The organism is Eubacterium sp. 1001713B170207_170306_E7, from assembly GCF_015547515.1.
Classification (GTDB): domain Bacteria; phylum Bacillota; class Clostridia; order Eubacteriales; family Eubacteriaceae; genus Eubacterium.
This window is the reverse complement of the sequence record NZ_JADMVE010000001.1, coordinates 652,695-669,703: the sequence shown is the minus strand read 5'-3', so window position 1 is coordinate 669,703 and position 17,009 is coordinate 652,695. Positions and strand designations below refer to the sequence as shown.

Below are 17,009 nucleotides of genomic sequence, written 5' to 3'. Positions count from 1 at the left end.
TAAAAAATTAATACAGTATCTTGAAATTTCGGACTAATATCGTCGTCACAAACCTTTTTTCTTTTCCGGTGACATATGACCCTACACTAATTTCGCCATTTGTAACAATCAAATGATTTCCTTTCTGGGCCTTCTCGATTAGCTCCTCTGCCGTTTCCTCCATTGCACAAATTGGCACTACCATTTCAAAATTGGATGAATGGCCTTTTTCTTCTTCTTTTTCCAATGCCAATGAAAAATTACATAACTTCTTTCCTGCATTTGAGGTATGCAATTCAATATCTGTGATAATTTCACCAGATAGCTTAACCTCGTTGTAAGTATCCATATTATCAACTCCTTTTAAACATAAAAAAAGGGCCTTGATTGTTCAAGGGCCCCAGGGGTCTTTATGTCATTATTTATCTCTCTTCGTCAGTATATTTATTGCATAATAGATTTTGCGTTTCAGAATTTAATGACTCTCCAATCTGATCACTTTTATGAAGTTTTAGGTCTAAACGTTCAATTATTTCGCTTGCCCGATCATATAGATCCTTCCTGGCCTTATAAGGTTCATCCCAAAAGTAATGTCCCCAAAAATAGCCCTTATCTTTAGCATATTCCCAGGTTACATACTCAACTATATCTTTTGTTTGATTCTCTCGTTTAGAGTATAATGATGTTACCCTTTTTCCTAAAACTAATTCCTGATCTTCGTTTATTTTTATTGTTTCTATTATTTTAAAGTTCTCGTTAATTCTTGGTTTTGTTTCATACATTATTTCTATAATATTTAAAATTGCTTCTTTGGTAAATTCACTTGGATTCTGAACTATTTGCTTTTTTATTTGTTCAAGAGTAAATTTTTGAGGGATTTTTTCCTCATTAAAAGCTTCAAGCCTATCGTTATTGCTTAGTTTGACTTTGGTATACATTGACTCTCCTTTTATCTACTATGTTTATTCCAAACTTTACCTCTTCGCTGCGAAGTTACATGCCGTTATTCAAATTTCATTTTCACCTTATACTGATCTGAATCATCTAAATAAAGAATTGCGCTGAAAGTACCATTTCCCGACTTCTTTTTGAATCCTTTGATCTCGCCGGTATGCCCTCTTTTTACAAGCTGCTCAATCTGATTGTCTGATAATCTTTTACCACAATAAGGGTTGAAAATCATAAATTTACAGCCCTCTTTCCAACCTGAACATCCCACTCCTGCTTTATTTCTTTTCAGCGGCTTTCCGCATAAGGGACAGGCTAAATCTGTATCGCTTTTTTGAAATTCAAATTGAATTTCATTTTGATGATTCAGAGCCAGCATTGCATCGAATTTGGTATCTTTTTTACTCTTAAAACCCCGGATAACCGGAGTTTTTTTGTTAATTACAAGCAGTGCTATCTGACGATTTGACAGCGTCTTACCGGCAAAAGGATTGGCGATAAAGAAATCGCACCCGTTCCCTTCCTTTTCATAACCGGTACAACCCACGCCACTTTTTGTTTTATGTAAGGGCTTTCCACACTTCGGGCAGCGCAGCTCTTTAATTGAAATATCTTCCCCGGCATTCAATACGGATTGTTCTGTGTCTAAAATCATTTCTACATACTCCTTTGTTTTAGTTTTAACTTCTTCAAGGTAAGCCCTGGGATCTGCTTTCCCATCTTCGATCTCTTTTAGTCTCATTTCCATTTTCCCGGTTGTCTCAACATTAAAAAGAGACTTTACCGGAAATGCCAGAATCAAGGATTTTCCACGATCCGTTGTGACCAGTGCTTTTCCTTTCTTTATGACGTAATCTGAATCAAAAAGCTTTTTGATCACAGCTGCTCTCGACGAAGAAGCTCCAATGGTAAATCCGGAAAGTATCGATGTTTCCAGTTCGTCCTCGGTTTTGTATTTTTTACCACACTGTAACATTGCTTTTATGAGCGTTTCCTCTGTATGAAGCGGATTGGGTTTTGTTTCGCCTTTGTTTACCATTACTCTATCTATCGTGACGTTTTCATTTTTCCGCATCCTCGCAAGCAACGTCTCTTTTTTTGTGGCAGTTTTATTCTCAATAAGCCGCCAGCCTGGACTTCTTTCAATAATAGATTTTGCCGAAAATAAAAAAGCACCATCATCTGACAGTACTTTACCTTCAAAAGCAAGTGTTACCTCAATTTCTTCATCAATGGCCAATGGCATAAACTGTTCTAAAAAGCGATTTCGGATCGCTTCATATACGATTTGTTCATCCTGCGAAAGTCCTCTGGGTTTCTCTTTTGTGATTGTGATTGCACTGTGGCTTTCAACCTTTTCACTGTTAAAGATTCGCTTAGTATCCTTAAATTGGAGTTTCTCAGCATATTGGCTCTCTATTTTATGGACATTCAGTACTATTGACATGTTTTCCTTCAGGGCTTCATCCAGATAAACGCTGTCTGTTCTGGGATACGTAATCAATTTATCCTCATACAGTTTTTGAGCGATTTTTAAAACCTTGTCTGAACTCCAGCCTTCATACTTCGTTGTGATATATCCCTGTAGTGTTGGTAAACTGAAAAGCCTTTGAGGATTCATCTTTTTTTCCGAACATTCATAACCCACAACAACAGCCTTTTCGGTGTTCATTAATTGCTGGATCTGAACCAGATGGCTGTCATGATCAAATTTATAGACTTTCTCATCCCCTTCGATATATCGGAAAATGATTTCCTCACCTGACGTATCCTTAACGTAGGCATTCAAGTAATAAATTGGAACGGATTTGAAGTTTTTTACGTTCATTTCCCGGTCATAAACAAGTTTAAGCGTGGGAAGAATGACCCTTCCGATATGGAGTGTATCTTTACCTGTTCCATTTTTCAGAAGTTTTAAGGTCGCCACACTGGTTAAATTGATGCCCAGAAGCCAGTCCATCTGCTGCCGTACAAGACCCGCATAGAACAGGCTCTGCTTTGATTTATTCGGTACCGTGTTTTTTAATCCGTGTCGTATGGCGTCTGCTGTCCATTCATTGGTTATGAGGCGTCGTATGGGCTTTTTTACGCCCAGATAACGAAAAATCAGATCTGCAATTAACTGACCCTCGCGGTCATTATCGGTCGCTGAAATAATCTCATGAATCTCGTCGGATAAGATAAGCTCTTTGACGATATTAAACTGTTTTCTCGTTGATTCGGCGATTTTGTACTTAAACGTCTCTGGAACAAACGGATAATGGGATATTTCCCATTTCTCGCCATATTCAGGATGATAATCTTTTACGTCATACAATTCTAAAAGATGTCCCACAGCAAAGGTAATCACATACTGACTGTTTTCAAAATAGCCATCTTTTCGACTGGTCATACCGACTGCTTTTGCAATATTCACAGCCACGGTTGGCTTTTCTGCTATAATTAAATCTTTCAATAAACCGCCCCCTCATTTTGTCTTTTCAAAATAAATACCTCCTTCTTAATAAAAAAAGCCAGACAAACGTCTGGCTTGACAATTAACTAATTTCCTGAGTGATACTGTTTAGATCTCAAATAAATATTGTAGTAGGTTCCTTGATCCACCATTTCTAAATTCTCCTTTTTCCCTGGGCTAACAAAGAAGCTGTCAGGTTGACGATAGATGTACATTTGAAAATTACGCCCCGTATTAATGTTGTCCAGGTATTCTTGAAGACCACTATCTTCAATCGATGTGGGTGTGAATGTCAAATAAATACGCTTTGTATCAGGGCTATATTTCAATTCATTAATCTCATCAACTCTATCCGCCTGATAGGTGCCCTCTTCGCAAACCAGTGCTGTGTCCTCATTGGATGAATAGACCTTACCAGCGTATGTGCCGTCATGTTTTATTTCCAATACACCATAGCAGTCCGGCATTGTGTTATTGTTATCTCTGATAGAATCCGTCCGCCAAACATTTTCTGTTATTAGCTTATACGCATTATCATATCGCTCATCAATAATTTTATCACGGCTTTTATGCGCGTCATCAATACTTTTAAAATAAGTATATCCAGAATTTATGTCTTTTAAAGATCCATCATCCTGCAAGGTCAAAGTGCCATTCTGATCAAATAAGATACCTGTTCTTTTTAGTTCAATTGTGTTTTTATCATCATTTAAAGAATACGACACTTCACCGCTATTTCCATTAGCCATGAATATGGCTTTATCATCATCTATAAACTGAATTTGATTTTTATCAGGGTCTCTATTTTCATACCAACTTCCTTGAATACCGCTCGCCTTACATCCACTCAATACAAAAGAAATTCCCACGATACATACTAGCATTAAACGAGTTCTACTTTTTTTCATTTCCTTTACCTTCTTTTTAATTGATTATCATCAGGCTCATGCTGCTCTTCGCTTTTTTTTGATTTACTACTTAAAATCTGCTGATATTCCATCACAAGCTTTTGTTTTTCAACTGGCAAGGATTTGAACTTTTCAAAGAATGCCTCAACTTCCAGATATTCGATCTCTTTATTCATAAGTCCTCCTTTCTTCAAAAAAGCCAGTTTTGCAACACTTTTAATATATTTATGCTCATTATTATACATTTGATTCTTAGATAATGCAAACTATTTGACAGATCAATTTTCTTGTGCAAAAATGAACTTAATTTGCTTGTGTGGAGGATTTAATGATGAATAATATTAAAAAAATACGTAAAATGCTTAATATGTCGCAAGAGACCTTCGGCAAACGGATTGGCCTTTCACGTGCAACTGTGGGGCGTATCGAAAGTGAGGAAGTCCAACCGACAGAACGGACAATTGTTACAATTTGCTCTGTTTTTCATATCAGGCGGGAATACCTGCTTCACGGTGAGGAGCCTATCTGGGAAAAGCCAAAATACGGAGAAGCTGATTTCTTACTATCACGACTTCAAAGAAAGTTTCGTCTCACCGAATCCGATATCCATTTGATCCAGACTTTTATTGAATTATCACCCCAAGACCGTGTATCAATCGTCAAATTCATGGAAATGTTCAGCGAAAAATAAGTCTATTTTTCTTCCTCCTCAATGTTTTATATGCATACAAAAAGCACAGGATTCCTCCTGTGCTTTTATTAACGTTCTTCTTCCTCATCATAAAGATTGAATGCTATATCAATATCAGGTTCACGATTATCCGATTCTCTTTCAAGCTTTACTTCAATCCCGAGTTCATCACATCGTGTTCTAAATACCTCGTAGTCATCATCGCTTAAAAAGTAGTCTTTTCTAATCGGGTGCTTCATTTCAATATCAACATAATGGATCGCTTCCAAAGATGCCTCCTGAAGCGTTTTACTCGAAGGGTCAGGCTCATAGAACAACTCATTCGATTCGTCTGATATTATTTTTTTTAATTCTGGAACGCACCATCCACCATCTTTTTTACTATAATTTTCAAATGCGCAATTGAAATCAAAGAGTGAATGAATTCTCAAAAGTCTACCTGTATCATTATCTCTGAAAAATCCCCAATTACCATCGTGATTATCACTGTTCCCAATCAGATAAGTCATGATATTCATAGTATAGTAACCTGTAGCATCAATTTTTTTTACCTCATTAATGATGTCGTCCACATCTTCAATTCCTTTACACTTGCAAGCTGCAATAAAATGACGATATGGTACAATGGAACGTTCTTCGTTAGTCATGCACTCGCACATGCTGACGCGATGGCCATCAAAACAAGCGAGCTCATACGAAACATGATCAACACCGAAGCAATCCAGAATCTTGCTGGCGTTTACCTCTCTTACCGTTTCATTGCCTTCGATGTCATCAGCTTTATACATGATGATCTTATCATCCACACGATTCCATGCTTTGGCGTATGTTCCATTTGTCGTAATATCCGGCATTCGACTATATAAATCCTTGTTTCTGATTGTCAAGCTGCTGCCGAGTAAAGAAACAGCTACAAAAGCGTTTGAAAAAGAATTTGAAAACAAGTTTACATCTTTCCATGAAACCTTTTCATCTTCTTTTTTCACCCAATAACTATCCTGTAAAGATAAACAACGGTATAACCTTGATATTCTTGCTTTATCTTCTGTGGACTGGCTCTGAGTGAGTCCAAGTTCATTGAGCATTCGCTTTGCATATCTTCGGTCAATTGACAAGACCCGATCGGCGCACCAGGCATCAAAAGAATTGATATTCGAGATCCTTTCTTTAATGGTTCCATGGAAATCTGAAAGGCTTAGATTTAAAGGCATTAATGCTTGATTAAAAATAAAAATATCTCCTGTTTCGTGATCGATTTCGCAGACTCTATGATCTTTACATAACAATTGTGTCTTCATTTTTCACTCCTACGCTCTGGTTCTTCTGCTGCTTTAGTTGGCAGTTCTTTTACAAGTCGATCATAACCATTTAAGATAAAGGATTTAATTGTGTCGTAATGTACGTTCATTCCTACCGATTCAAAAGCATCATCAATCATTGATTCCGTTAGTTCAGGTAAGTAATATATATTGTTTGTTTGATCCAGTAAATCTAAAAAATCGTTGATAAAAAGATCGTTTTTCCTCTTTATGGATACCTGAGACGGATAGCCATTGGCAATAAGCGCCAGATTATTGTCAAAATTTGGAGCCATTTTCAAAAACAATCCTGTTTCTGAATCCCTTAAAAACCCATAATTATGTGTATGACGGTCAAAATTAAAAAACAAAGCGTCACAGGCCAAAATATCCAGGTACTCCCCGGCCAATTCAGGGCCTAGCGCTTGTATTGCATGATAGTTTGTTAAATAGTCAACTGCTTCTCCGACTAAACTAAAGGCTGGCTCAAAGTCGTATTTTGCATTTTCTGTGAAATCCAAAGTTTTTGTTCCGCTTTCCCATTTCTCAAAATAGGCCATATCAAAGCCCAACATGCTGCCCATTTCAAAAATAAAGAGCTCAGAAAAAGTCTGTAATTTATTACTTAGTTTATAGAGCCACCATTCATGATTTTCTATTTTCCAGCATTTTTCAAAGCTGCCGATATTGGTCAGCTCAGGGCTTCTACTTGCTAGTATTTCTCGATGATTAACTCGTTCAATGCTGTCAGGGTCGCCCTTAAGGGCAAGATTGCCAAAATAATTCACTGAAAATCGGACATCTTCGTATTTCAGACTTTCTTCTGCTGCTTGTTTGATCCACCAGTTATCGGTAATCGTAGCAGCATTAACCTTAAGGGCGACTTCGCAATCATCCGCTGCAGAAAGGCGCAAAAGGCGTTTAATCAGCCTCGAATGTGGGCGGTGGGCATCTATTGCCCGTTTTGCTATCCATGTCTCTAAAGAGCCATTTCGCTTTAAATACAAGGGTAGTAAGCTTTGATTAATGATACTCAAATCATTATTTTTTATTTCTGCGACGATTGTGTCTTTGTGCATTAATAAACCATTTAATTGCATTGCTCTATCCTTTCGTATTTATTAGCCTTTATATCATTCTACAGAGAATTTTTATTCTTCTACGTCATATAAACTTTTGTATCTACATAAATATTTCTACGGTACTTTATCTATCGAAATCTTCCTGATCGCCACTGTAAGCAATGTCTTCAGCTACATCACCATGACAGTTGTTCATTGGTACAAAAATTTTATGGTCATTCACAACTTCAGTCAACGACTCTACCCTTTCTTTCAATGCGGAGCAGAGGGCATCAGATCGTGCATCATCAATAAAGAGCGACCCACGCATAAGCTCCCGCAGCTGTTCATCTATACCATCAAGTACCTTCAGATCGAGCCAGTCAAAAGAAGATACCAGCTTAATCTGCTCCTCATGTCGGTTCTTAAAGGGCTTACTGCTTATCTTTGTCCTGCCAATCATATGGGTAAATTGGTTAAACCAAAGAGATGTACCACTGTCGAATATAGGTGCGGCTCCCAAATATTCCAGCGTTTCTGCATTGCGTACCACTCCAAAATTATTCTGGTGTCTGTCTTCGTTCACAATCAGATAGTCCAGCACCATCATCTGGTCAAGAGCTTCCTTTATATCCGGAACGTTAAGTGCCTTACAACAATTTAAATAATGTTGATAGACAGAAATATGATTCTCCTTTTGCTGTGTCTGCATGACGTACCATGCAGAAATCAACTCTGTTTTCGGTGTAATAAAATCCGCACATACGCTGTAGGGGTAATCTTCCTGTATCATAAGCGTGTAGGGCACATGAGGAATATTCAGCCGCTCCATAATGCAACTCGCTATCACTTCATTATAAGGCTCCTGATAAGCAGGTGCGCTGCCACCTTTAATCAGACAGCGTTTTTCATCAATGATTTTCCATTTCTTTTTCAGCCACCCATCCGAGGTATTATCTGGCGACATCAGGCTGATTTTATCACTGGATGAGCCTTTTCCGAACAAAATATTGCCCACATCATCTGAAAAGTCATTTTGAAAAAAATTTACAGATTCCCAACTTATTCCAGAATCAACTGGGCATATCCAATACTGATCCGACAATGACAATCCAAGGCATTTATCAAGAAGCTTTTGTGTCGAAGTGACATTTAGTTCTATTAATGCACTTTTAATACCATCACGGCTGGCTGGAATCGCCCTGCTTTTCCACCATTCATTGAGTGCAGCACGGTCAATCCGTCCCTTTTTCACCATGGCGCCCACTGGCACATGAGCCAGCTCATAGATTTCTCCAATAGCAGAAATTGAACCGGTAGCATTATCAAGCACCATCTCTACAACAGGTACATTTTTATGCATCAGTGTGTATCTTTGATAATAATCATTCGCCATATTTCTCACCTTCAATCATCATTCTTTATACTAATTTTTTGTTTTATCTATATCATTGTGGCTATTTATCAAATTTTGACAAATCTTTTTTCTTTACTAGGATTTTAACATTTTAATCAAGACTTTACAATGTTAACGCTCTTCTTCGTTATCTTCAATACTGTAAAATTTCACATCTTCTATTTCATTATTATTTACCTTATCATTACTAAGTTCAATCATAATTATATTTAATCGCTCAGTTTTTTCCTCAAGTTCCACCTCGTAACCAAAGGGCGTATCCAGTAACTGACCAGCATCTTCAATCTGTTTTTCCACACTTACCAGAGCGTCATTAATTTCTATTTTTTGATCAATAAAAAAATCATCAATTTTGTCCAGAGCTGTAATTGCCGAAGCAGCACTTCGGCCAAAGTCGTATTTGTATGATGATCCATGTTTCGTTCGGATCGTCGTTTCCCGTTTCTCAGCTTCAAAATCGTACTTTACATAAATATCCAGACCGCAATACTCCGCAATCTTCTTTTCGAGCTGCCCCACGCCTAACAGCTCATAATGTGCTTTCTGAAAGGCTTTTCCAGCTTCTTCGGGATCGTAGTAGTCATGGCCATTCACATTCAATTTGAATGAGCTGCCCATTAAAACTTTCTGTTCCAGGAAAAGGCTGTGGTCACGCTCGATATTCTTCTGCCGTGCGGCTAAGGTGGCCTGGCGTTTTGGATAAACCTTTGCCAGATTATGCTCCATTTCATATTTTTGATTCCGGTAAGCTGCTTTCATAGTGTTCAGTTCGGTCAGTCGGATCTCCAGCTCCATTTTTTCTTTCACCAATGGATTGCTGGTAGCAAGGGCTTTTATTTCTGCATAATTCAATGTCTGGAGATCAACATCTTCAATGCTCCGGGCCGGAGAGCGGCTCGTCATGATCTGGCTGATGAATTGCTGCTTATGCTCAATGACCTGCCAGCTGTATGCGTCAAAGGTGCCTTCGGTGATATAGCGGTATATCTTAACTTCTTCATATTGATTTCCCTGACGGATAATACGCCCTTCCTGTTGTTCCAAATCGGCCGGCCGCCACGGGCAATCGGCATGGTGCAGCGCAATTAATTTGTCCTGCACATTCATTCCGGCGCCCATTTTTTCGGTACTCCCCATCAATACCCGGACATCACCTTTGCGGACTTTTTTAAATAAGGTTGTTTTCTGTTTATCGGTGCCTGCATCATGAATAAAGGCGATTTCCTTTTCCGGTATCCCCAGGTTTATGAGTTTACTTTTAATATCATCATAAACATTAAATCGATCGGGTTTCGGTGTCGACAAATCACAAAACACGAGTTGTGCGCCATCCGTTTCAGACCAGATTTTAAAGACATTTTGTGCAATAGCCTGAGCTTTGCTGTATTCATCTTCAGGGAGAGCTGTATCGTAAAGACGTATGTCCAATGCTGCTTTTCTGCCATCCGAGGTAATCTTTAAGAAATTATCCTCCGAACGGTCGACTGCACCGGCATGAACGCGATCCGCGCGCTCTCCAAGGGATTCGACTAAAGCCTTTTGCGCCGGTGATGGTTTTAAAACGATGTTTTCAAAGTGTACCATTGGCACCGGCAGATTCAACATATCCGGCGTTTTAATATCCGCACAGTTCTTAAAAAAGGAAATCAGTTCCGGCAGATTGTTATATTTACCGAGACGCGATTTCATCCGGAAGTTATTTCCGCCCTGCGGCGCCAGCTCCATTTTTGTGACTTTTTCGGTAAAGACCGACGCCCAGCTGTCAAAGGATTCCATGCTCAGTTCACGCAGCAGATCTGCCTGCAAATAGCGCATCATGGTGTGTAATTCGGAGATGGCGTTGCTAACGGGTGTGCCTGTCAGAAAAGTGATCCCCCGGCCGCCGGTTATTTCATCCATATATTGACATTTCATGAGCATATCTGAGGCGCGCTTTGAATCGGTCTGGTTAATCCCTGCGACATTTCCCATTTTGCTGTAGGTAAAAAGGTTTTTGTAACGCTGAGCTTCATCCACAACCAAAGCATCAATGCCCAGCTGCTCAAAGTTAATGACCTGATCCTTTTTACTTTGATCGGTCAGTTTTTTCAGACTTGCTTCCACTCTTTTTCGGGCGGCTGCCAATTGTTTTTTTGTGTAGTTGTTTTCCGAAAAGTCCATTTCAAGATCAATGGCGTCGATCTGTTCGTTTAGTAATCTTTCCTGACGCTCAAAGGAAACCGGTATTTTTTCAAATTGGCTTTGTCCAATAATGACCGCATCCCAATTGCCCGTTGCAATTTTTGAGCAGAAAACTTTACGATTAATCGGTTGAAAATCTTTTTTGGTGGATACCAGGATCCGGGAAGCCGGATAAGCGCGCATAAACTCGATTGACCATTGCTCGATCAGGTGATTTGGTACCACAAACAACGCCTTGTGTGTCAGCCCTAATCGGTGACTTTCCATGATGCCAACAATACTGGCCAGCGTTTTTCCTGCTCCAACGCAATGAAAAATGCCGGTGTTTTCACCATAAATGATCCGTGCTGCAACATCTAATTGGCTTTCCCGAAGCATAATATCTGGATTAAGACCAACACATGGCAAGTTGCTGCCATCATATTCTCTTGGCCGATTGTTATTAAAAAGTTGGTTATAGGTATTGACCAGATCCTCACGACGATCAAAGTCCTCATAAATCCAGTCTTTAAAAGCTTCGCGGATTTGTTTCTGCTTATTGTTGGCCAATACCGTTTCATCCTGATTTACAACCCTTTTATCATCTACCAGATCATAGATTCGAGCGTCTTTCAGGTTCAGGCAGGATTCAAAGAGGTAATAGGCGTTGATGCGGTCGGTACCATAGGTTTTCTGGGCGAGAATATTTCCAAAATCTAAATTCTTTCCGGATATTTGCCAGCTGCCGCTTTCCTCGGAGTAGAACAATTCAATATTTTTTCTGATCCGTTCCGCAGGTTGCAAAAGCTCAAACAGAAACTGTTCGTAATACTTTTGATCAACCCAGGTACTCCCCATCACGATGGAAATCTCCGATGCCTTTAATGGCTCCGGCATAACCTTTTTTAAGGCTTCCACGTTTTCCTTGTATACTTCTCCTCCGTTTTCAACGGCCGCATGTGCTGCTAAAAGCTTTTGACGGATATTTCCAGATAAATAGGCGTCCGCACTTTCCCAGGTATCACTTTCAGGGTTTTTAAATACAAGCCCTTTCAGTCCCTTTTGCAGGGTTACTTCATCCTCACCGGTCAGCTGCTGCATGTATTCAAAATCGACACAGCCTTTTTCAGCCAATGAGATCGACAAAGCGTCCACTGGATTGTCTGCGTGATCAACTTCTGGTTTTTGACGGATGGTAATCTTTGAAAAAATATCGGCTTTTCTTAAAAAATTGCCCTCGCCGTCATTGACTTCCAATGAGAGCAGCATCGGATAGGTGCAGTCCTCAGAAAAAGCCAGCTTGTTCCCCTGACGACATATTCTGCCGTATTTCTTGGCGAAATGGTCATAAATCCGGTTGAGTTCGTTTTGGTATTCTTTGATAAGCCTGGGGCTTTCACCAGATACTTCTGCATCGATCAGGCGGTAAACCGCATCGCGTACCTCAATCAAGTGCTCGATTCGTTCGGCTTTTGTGCCGGTTACCTCCTGCTCAATCAAAACTGAATTGTTTCGATAGTAGATGCTGCCGTTCACCATGGTGTAGGTAAAATTTCTCACGTCGGGCGTGGCTGGAATCACATTCTGGTCTTGCGCTGCTTCTGCCATTATTCGGTTTTCATAAATATCTCGATGTGAAACAGCCATATCAAAAATGGTGTCGCGCACATTCTGAATGGTATCGCTGCCCTCAGCTGCCTGACAGGCAAGCTCCGGGCCAAATGGCCCTGAGATTTCAACCATTTCACCGGCAATGTTTTCTGGGTGATCAACAAAATAGGCGTTATACTTCAGTCCGTTTTCGTCCTCTTTAAGATCGATCCAGTCCACATCATTCAGATCCCGCATACTTTCCAGTTTCTGGAAAAAGAGCACATCCGCGGTTACTTTCGTATTCGCGCCGGAAAAGGCATTGTTGGGCAAGCGCACCGCGCCGATCAGCTCTGCCCGTCTGGCAATATATTGGCGAACACTGCTGTTCTGCTTATCCATTGTCCCTTTGCTGGTGATGAATGCAATGATACCGCCTGGACGTACCAGATCGAGTGTTTTAGCAATAAAATAATCGTGTATCTGAAAGTTTAGTTTATCGTATTTGGTATCCGCTACTTTATAATTCCCGAACGGCACATTTCCAATGGCCATGTCAAAGAAATTGATCGGATAATGGGCATTTTCAAAACCGTTTATGGTGATCTCTGCCTTCGGATACAACGCTTGGGCCATGCGGCCGCTCAGTTCATCCAACTCCACACCGTAGACTTTGGATGCGCGTAATGCCATGGGCATTGCGCCAATAAAACGGCCTGTTCCACATGCAGGTTCCAGCACGTTACCACTCGAGAAGCCAAAAAGCTGAACGGCCTCATACATAGCTGCGATAATCCCCGGATCGGTATAGTGGGCATTTAAAATGGAGTCCTCAGCTGCTGCATACTCACTCAGTGAGAGCATCCTTCGCAGTGCTTCCTTTTCTTCCTTCCAGGTCTGTTTCCGGTGATCAAAAATATCCGCAAGGCCGCCCCATCCGACGTAACCATTTATGACGGCTTTTTCATCATCGTCAGCCATTCGGCCTTCGGCTTCAATCTGCTTCAGCATTTGTATGGCTGCGATGTTTTTGCGGATGCGTTCGGTGGGACTAAAACGCGAATCGCCAGCGACCGGCTCAATGATGAAATTCTCACCTTGCTGCGGAGTCACATCACTCTGGCCATTTTGGGGCAGATCTTCCAGATTCCGGGGATTATCATCGCTTCCACCCTGGGATACCCCAATTTTTGGCATCCATTCTGGTTTTTGCTCGGATTCTTCAGCATTTTCATTCTTTTGATCAAAAGAAAATGCCGCTTCGGCTGTTGCCGGTTCTTCTTCCGTATCCGCCGGGATTACTTCTGCCTCGGTTAAGTCAATGGCACCTTTCTCGGTCGCTTTGCCTTGACAGATGTCGTCTGCCAGTTCATAAAAGGATTGGCGAAAAGCGTTTCGATATTTTATCCAGGACAGGGCTGCCACATCAGCATTGGCTGTTTTAGCATAATCCTGTCGTGCCCTGTTCATCAGGTTTGACAGTTCTCCACGATCATCCAGATCCTGCTTCCCTAACTGGTGGCGTCGCATCATTGTTTCAAGGCTTTCAGGGGTCGTGCAGTTTTCTAACCCCCAGGTTTTCATGAAACGGCGAATGGGATGCGTGTGACTATCTCGCTCCTCCACAACTTCGGCACTGGTTTCCCCTGGCTCGGTGGGCGACTTAGAGATCTCCGCTGCTTTAGAAAGTGCCGCCTCGTCTGTTTCTTGTCCTTCCTCCGCGTCCTCCGGGATGACTTCTGCCTCGGTAAAATCAATGGTGACTTCCTCGCCTTCCTGATTGACGATTCTCTTGACCGGTTTGTATCCTTGTTCGGATATATTATCCAGCCAGGAGGAAGAAAAGTGCTGAAGGGAGTAAACCAATGCATAGCTTATCTCTCCTTCTTCGATCACAGATTGATAAATACCTAAACCACCGTTTTCATGGGTCAATGGCACTAATGCCTTTTTTTCGACATCAAAAAGATAAACAATTTCCGGATCTGTGACCAGATCTCCGTTTTGCCGATAATAGTGGGTCATGGCGAAGGTATTGTATGAAGTATTGTATGCAAGTTTTTCGAGTACCAATGGCATAAAAGCATCGCTACCTGTCTCCCGGCGCTCATATAAGCAGTCATTGTCCAGGAATTCCGGAAAAAGGCTCTGGAACTGATCGAAAAGTGCTCTTGCCTGCCCGTTTGTTTGCGCATACTTTTCGATTAATTCAGTATGCAGCGCCTGTTCAGCCGCTCTTTCATCTTTTATTTCCTCAAGAATCTGACTGAGTTCTCCTTTGATCGCCTCGACATCGGTTTTTGGATCGGGTGCTTCTGATGGCTCTGCGGGTTGCTCGTGCGCTCGGATGTCTTCGTCCGAAATCCCGACCGGCTCCTGTTGATCTGTTGGTTCTGCTGGCATGACTGACCGCTGTTGCTCTGGTGTCCCATATAGATTGTGCTCGATTAAGTAGCGGATACGTTTGGCAGCCTGCTGATATTTAATGTTAAGTTCTATCTCATGGCCATTCGGTAATTCTTTGGCAATTTTAATTCCTTTAGATGGTGAGTAATCAATCGCTTCAATTGTTCTGCCACCATAGTGTCCGCTTGTACCATATTCTTTTGATAAGAAAACGCCATCTGCCTCAGCATCAGGCATATGCTGACTAAGGTGATGATAGATTCTTTTTGAGCTGCCTTCAACATTTCCTCCTTGTTTTAAAGCATAGTCAACTTCGTCCTGAGTAATGAAATCTTCAAAAAGAATGCTTGCCTTTTCAGCTTTTTTAATTTCCTTGGGTTCTTTTTTTAAATCCTCAAGTTCCTTCGCTAAAGACTCCAACGAATACATTGTTCCAAATTGAGGTTTTATATCACTTCTATTAAGCTTTTCAATGTTTTTATTTAGAATATCCAGCAGCTGATTTATACCTTCAAACGAATCGAGCTTTTTTTTAAAATATGCGAAACTCTTTGGTTCACCTGTACGCTCATCTAATCCATCCGGTATATCTTTATGCAGATCTCCTATGTTATCTCTGAAAACAAAATATATTTTCTTACTGATCCGTTCCAGCTCATGCGCTTGAATGGCATCAACTTCCTCGGAAGATAAATATGATCCCGTGCGTATGAGATGGTCTGTTCTCGATGCAATTTCTGTCCAGGACAGTGTCTTCATGGGATTTTCAATGGCTGACGGAAAGTAGGATAATCTCAAACCATCGGAGTCATACCAGGCACATAGTTTTTTCCCATCAATTTGAAATCCCTGTCCGGCTGTTCCGATTTTTTTTTCTAAAAAAGCAGCAAACTCATTGATAAAGTGGCCTTTTTGCCAGTAAGCAGCAATCTCAAGCCGCAGCTCATTCGCCTCTCGTCCGCCGCCAGCGCTCATCAGAACACGATTGATTAAAGCGTCTGTCATTAGGCCTTCTGATATGCTGGCTGCTTTTGGGGGCTCTGTGGCCAACGTCCCCCGCTGCTCCTCGATGCTCGGCAGCGGCTCAAACAATGTAAGCTGTTTCTGATCCGGCTTTCCATACACGTTAACTTCGACCGGCACACCTGGCGTAATTTCCTCCAGTGTATTTTCTTCTTTTTGATCTTCAACGTCCGGCTCATGAACCGGTGGGTTTATCTCAGATTCGGCCTGCGGTACTTCTTCTGTTTCTGTCGTTTTTTCCGCTTCTTCTCTGCGGTGTTTCACAGCCAGCTTGTTGCTCTCTTTTTCGACAAATTGAAGAATACTCTGGGTGTAATCCGTGTAGATGTTCCCAAAATTGATTAAAGCACTTTTACTGCTTAACAAAGATATATCTTTAAATTCCTCTTTGCTGATATAATCTCTGGGATTCAGACCGCACCGGCCAATCATCAAATACGCGGCCGAAGCTGCTATCAGTGCACTTAAACAAGTGCTCTGATCCTTTTTTTCTTTTTTTGATAATTCTGATCCCTTAAGCGCGGTACTGTCAATTAATTCATTTACATCTTCTTGGTCAGATATTGTCGTGGCTGTTACATAATAAAAAACATCTTCAATCCGCGATTCATTTGGCAATTCTATGCCCGTGGCACTGACAATGGCGTCAGCAATGATGGTATAGTCCTCCGTTTTTTCAACCTGCCATGGATGGACTACGCGTCCTCCGTACCAGGATAACTCTGTATCACTTTGATCATAGACGTAACGCAGTTTAGACCTCGAATCGGGGTTCTCGGTGAAAACCGCAATGCCGGTGCTGTTCTTCTTCACATAACGGCCCATTTTTTTATTCCAGAATCCGATCTCCGCGACCGCTGTTGCATCAGGACGCTGGGCAGCGATCATCAGCTGCTCTTTGAAAGAATATTTATAGATTCCCTGCGATGCGTCTAAAAACTGCATCCATTCCTCTGGACTCTCGATTACTTTTTTGCATATGTTATTATAAATCTCTAGCGCTTCATAGTATTTCAAATTTACACCTCTCTAAAATAAAAAAACACCACATTTCTGTGGTGTTGGCTCATTCA

The 17,009-nt window shown here is 41.0% G+C and carries 10 protein-coding genes; 1 reads left to right on the top strand and 9 read right to left on the bottom strand.

Going from position 1 to position 17,009, the window contains the following annotated elements; translation table 11 throughout:
• Nucleotides 1-7: 7 nt before the first annotated feature.
• From I2B62_RS03315 to I2B62_RS03295, 5 genes are all read right to left on the bottom strand, one after another.
• Nucleotides 8-328: a single-stranded DNA-binding protein gene (locus I2B62_RS03315; RefSeq protein WP_195267546.1), complete on the bottom strand. Its 321-nt coding sequence runs from the start codon at nt 326-328 to the stop codon at nt 8-10.
• A gap of 73 nt (nt 329-401) precedes the next feature.
• A complete protein-coding gene (locus tag I2B62_RS03310; protein ID WP_195267545.1) occupies nt 402-917 on the bottom strand; it encodes a hypothetical protein in 516 nt (171 codons plus the stop codon).
• Between the two features lie 65 nt (nt 918-982).
• Nucleotides 983-3,382 carry a type IA DNA topoisomerase gene (locus I2B62_RS03305; RefSeq protein WP_195267544.1) on the bottom strand — a complete coding sequence of 800 codons (2,400 nt, stop codon included), beginning with the start codon at nt 3,380-3,382 and terminating at the stop codon, nt 983-985.
• A gap of 86 nt (nt 3,383-3,468) precedes the next feature.
• A complete protein-coding gene (locus I2B62_RS03300) occupies nt 3,469-4,290 on the bottom strand; it encodes a hypothetical protein (protein WP_195267543.1) in 822 nt (273 codons plus the stop codon).
• Between the two features lie 5 nt (nt 4,291-4,295).
• Nucleotides 4,296-4,466 (bottom strand): hypothetical protein, encoded by a 171-nt coding sequence (locus I2B62_RS03295; RefSeq protein WP_195267542.1) that lies wholly within the window; start codon nt 4,464-4,466, stop codon nt 4,296-4,298.
• Nucleotides 4,467-4,618: 152 nt separating this feature from the next.
• Between I2B62_RS03295 and I2B62_RS03290 the strand changes: the two genes are divergently transcribed.
• Complete coding sequence (locus I2B62_RS03290) at nt 4,619-4,981, top strand: helix-turn-helix transcriptional regulator (protein WP_195267541.1); 363 nt, start codon at nt 4,619-4,621, stop codon at nt 4,979-4,981.
• 68 nt (nt 4,982-5,049) lie between these two features.
• Here I2B62_RS03290 and I2B62_RS03285 read toward each other — a convergent pair whose 3' ends face one another.
• The 4 genes from I2B62_RS03285 to I2B62_RS03270 form a co-directional block, all read right to left on the bottom strand.
• A complete protein-coding gene (locus I2B62_RS03285) occupies nt 5,050-6,279 on the bottom strand; it encodes a hypothetical protein (protein WP_195267540.1) in 1,230 nt (409 codons plus the stop codon).
• A complete protein-coding gene (locus tag I2B62_RS03280) occupies nt 6,276-7,379 on the bottom strand; it encodes a hypothetical protein (RefSeq protein WP_195267539.1) in 1,104 nt (367 codons plus the stop codon). Before I2B62_RS03280 ends, I2B62_RS03285 begins: the two co-directional genes overlap by 4 nt.
• A gap of 106 nt (nt 7,380-7,485) precedes the next feature.
• Entirely contained in the window at nt 7,486-8,736 is a 1,251-nt protein-coding gene (locus tag I2B62_RS03275) for an excisionase (RefSeq protein WP_195267538.1), read from the bottom strand.
• A 132-nt stretch (nt 8,737-8,868) separates the two neighbouring features.
• Entirely contained in the window at nt 8,869-16,953 is an 8,085-nt protein-coding gene (locus tag I2B62_RS03270; protein ID WP_195267537.1) for a helicase-related protein, read from the bottom strand.
• Between the last annotated feature and the right edge of the window lie 56 nt (nt 16,954-17,009).

What these genes read in the sequence shown, in the direction of transcription:
- I2B62_RS03300 (WP_195267543.1), bottom strand. Translation starts at nt 4,290, where the DNA reads ATGAAAAAAAGTAGAACTCGTTTAATGCTAGTATGTATCGTGGGAATT.
- I2B62_RS03290 (WP_195267541.1), top strand. Translation starts at nt 4,619, where the DNA reads ATGATGAATAATATTAAAAAAATACGTAAAATGCTTAATATGTCGCAA.
- I2B62_RS03315 (WP_195267546.1), bottom strand. Translation starts at nt 328, where the DNA reads ATGGATACTTACAACGAGGTTAAGCTATCTGGTGAAATTATCACAGAT.
- I2B62_RS03275 (WP_195267538.1), bottom strand. Translation starts at nt 8,736, where the DNA reads ATGGCGAATGATTATTATCAAAGATACACACTGATGCATAAAAATGTA.
- I2B62_RS03280 (WP_195267539.1), bottom strand. Translation starts at nt 7,379, where the DNA reads ATGCAATTAAATGGTTTATTAATGCACAAAGACACAATCGTCGCAGAA.
- I2B62_RS03295 (WP_195267542.1), bottom strand. Translation starts at nt 4,466, where the DNA reads ATGAATAAAGAGATCGAATATCTGGAAGTTGAGGCATTCTTTGAAAAG.
- I2B62_RS03310 (WP_195267545.1), bottom strand. Translation starts at nt 917, where the DNA reads ATGTATACCAAAGTCAAACTAAGCAATAACGATAGGCTTGAAGCTTTT.
- I2B62_RS03285 (WP_195267540.1), bottom strand. Translation starts at nt 6,279, where the DNA reads ATGAAGACACAATTGTTATGTAAAGATCATAGAGTCTGCGAAATCGAT.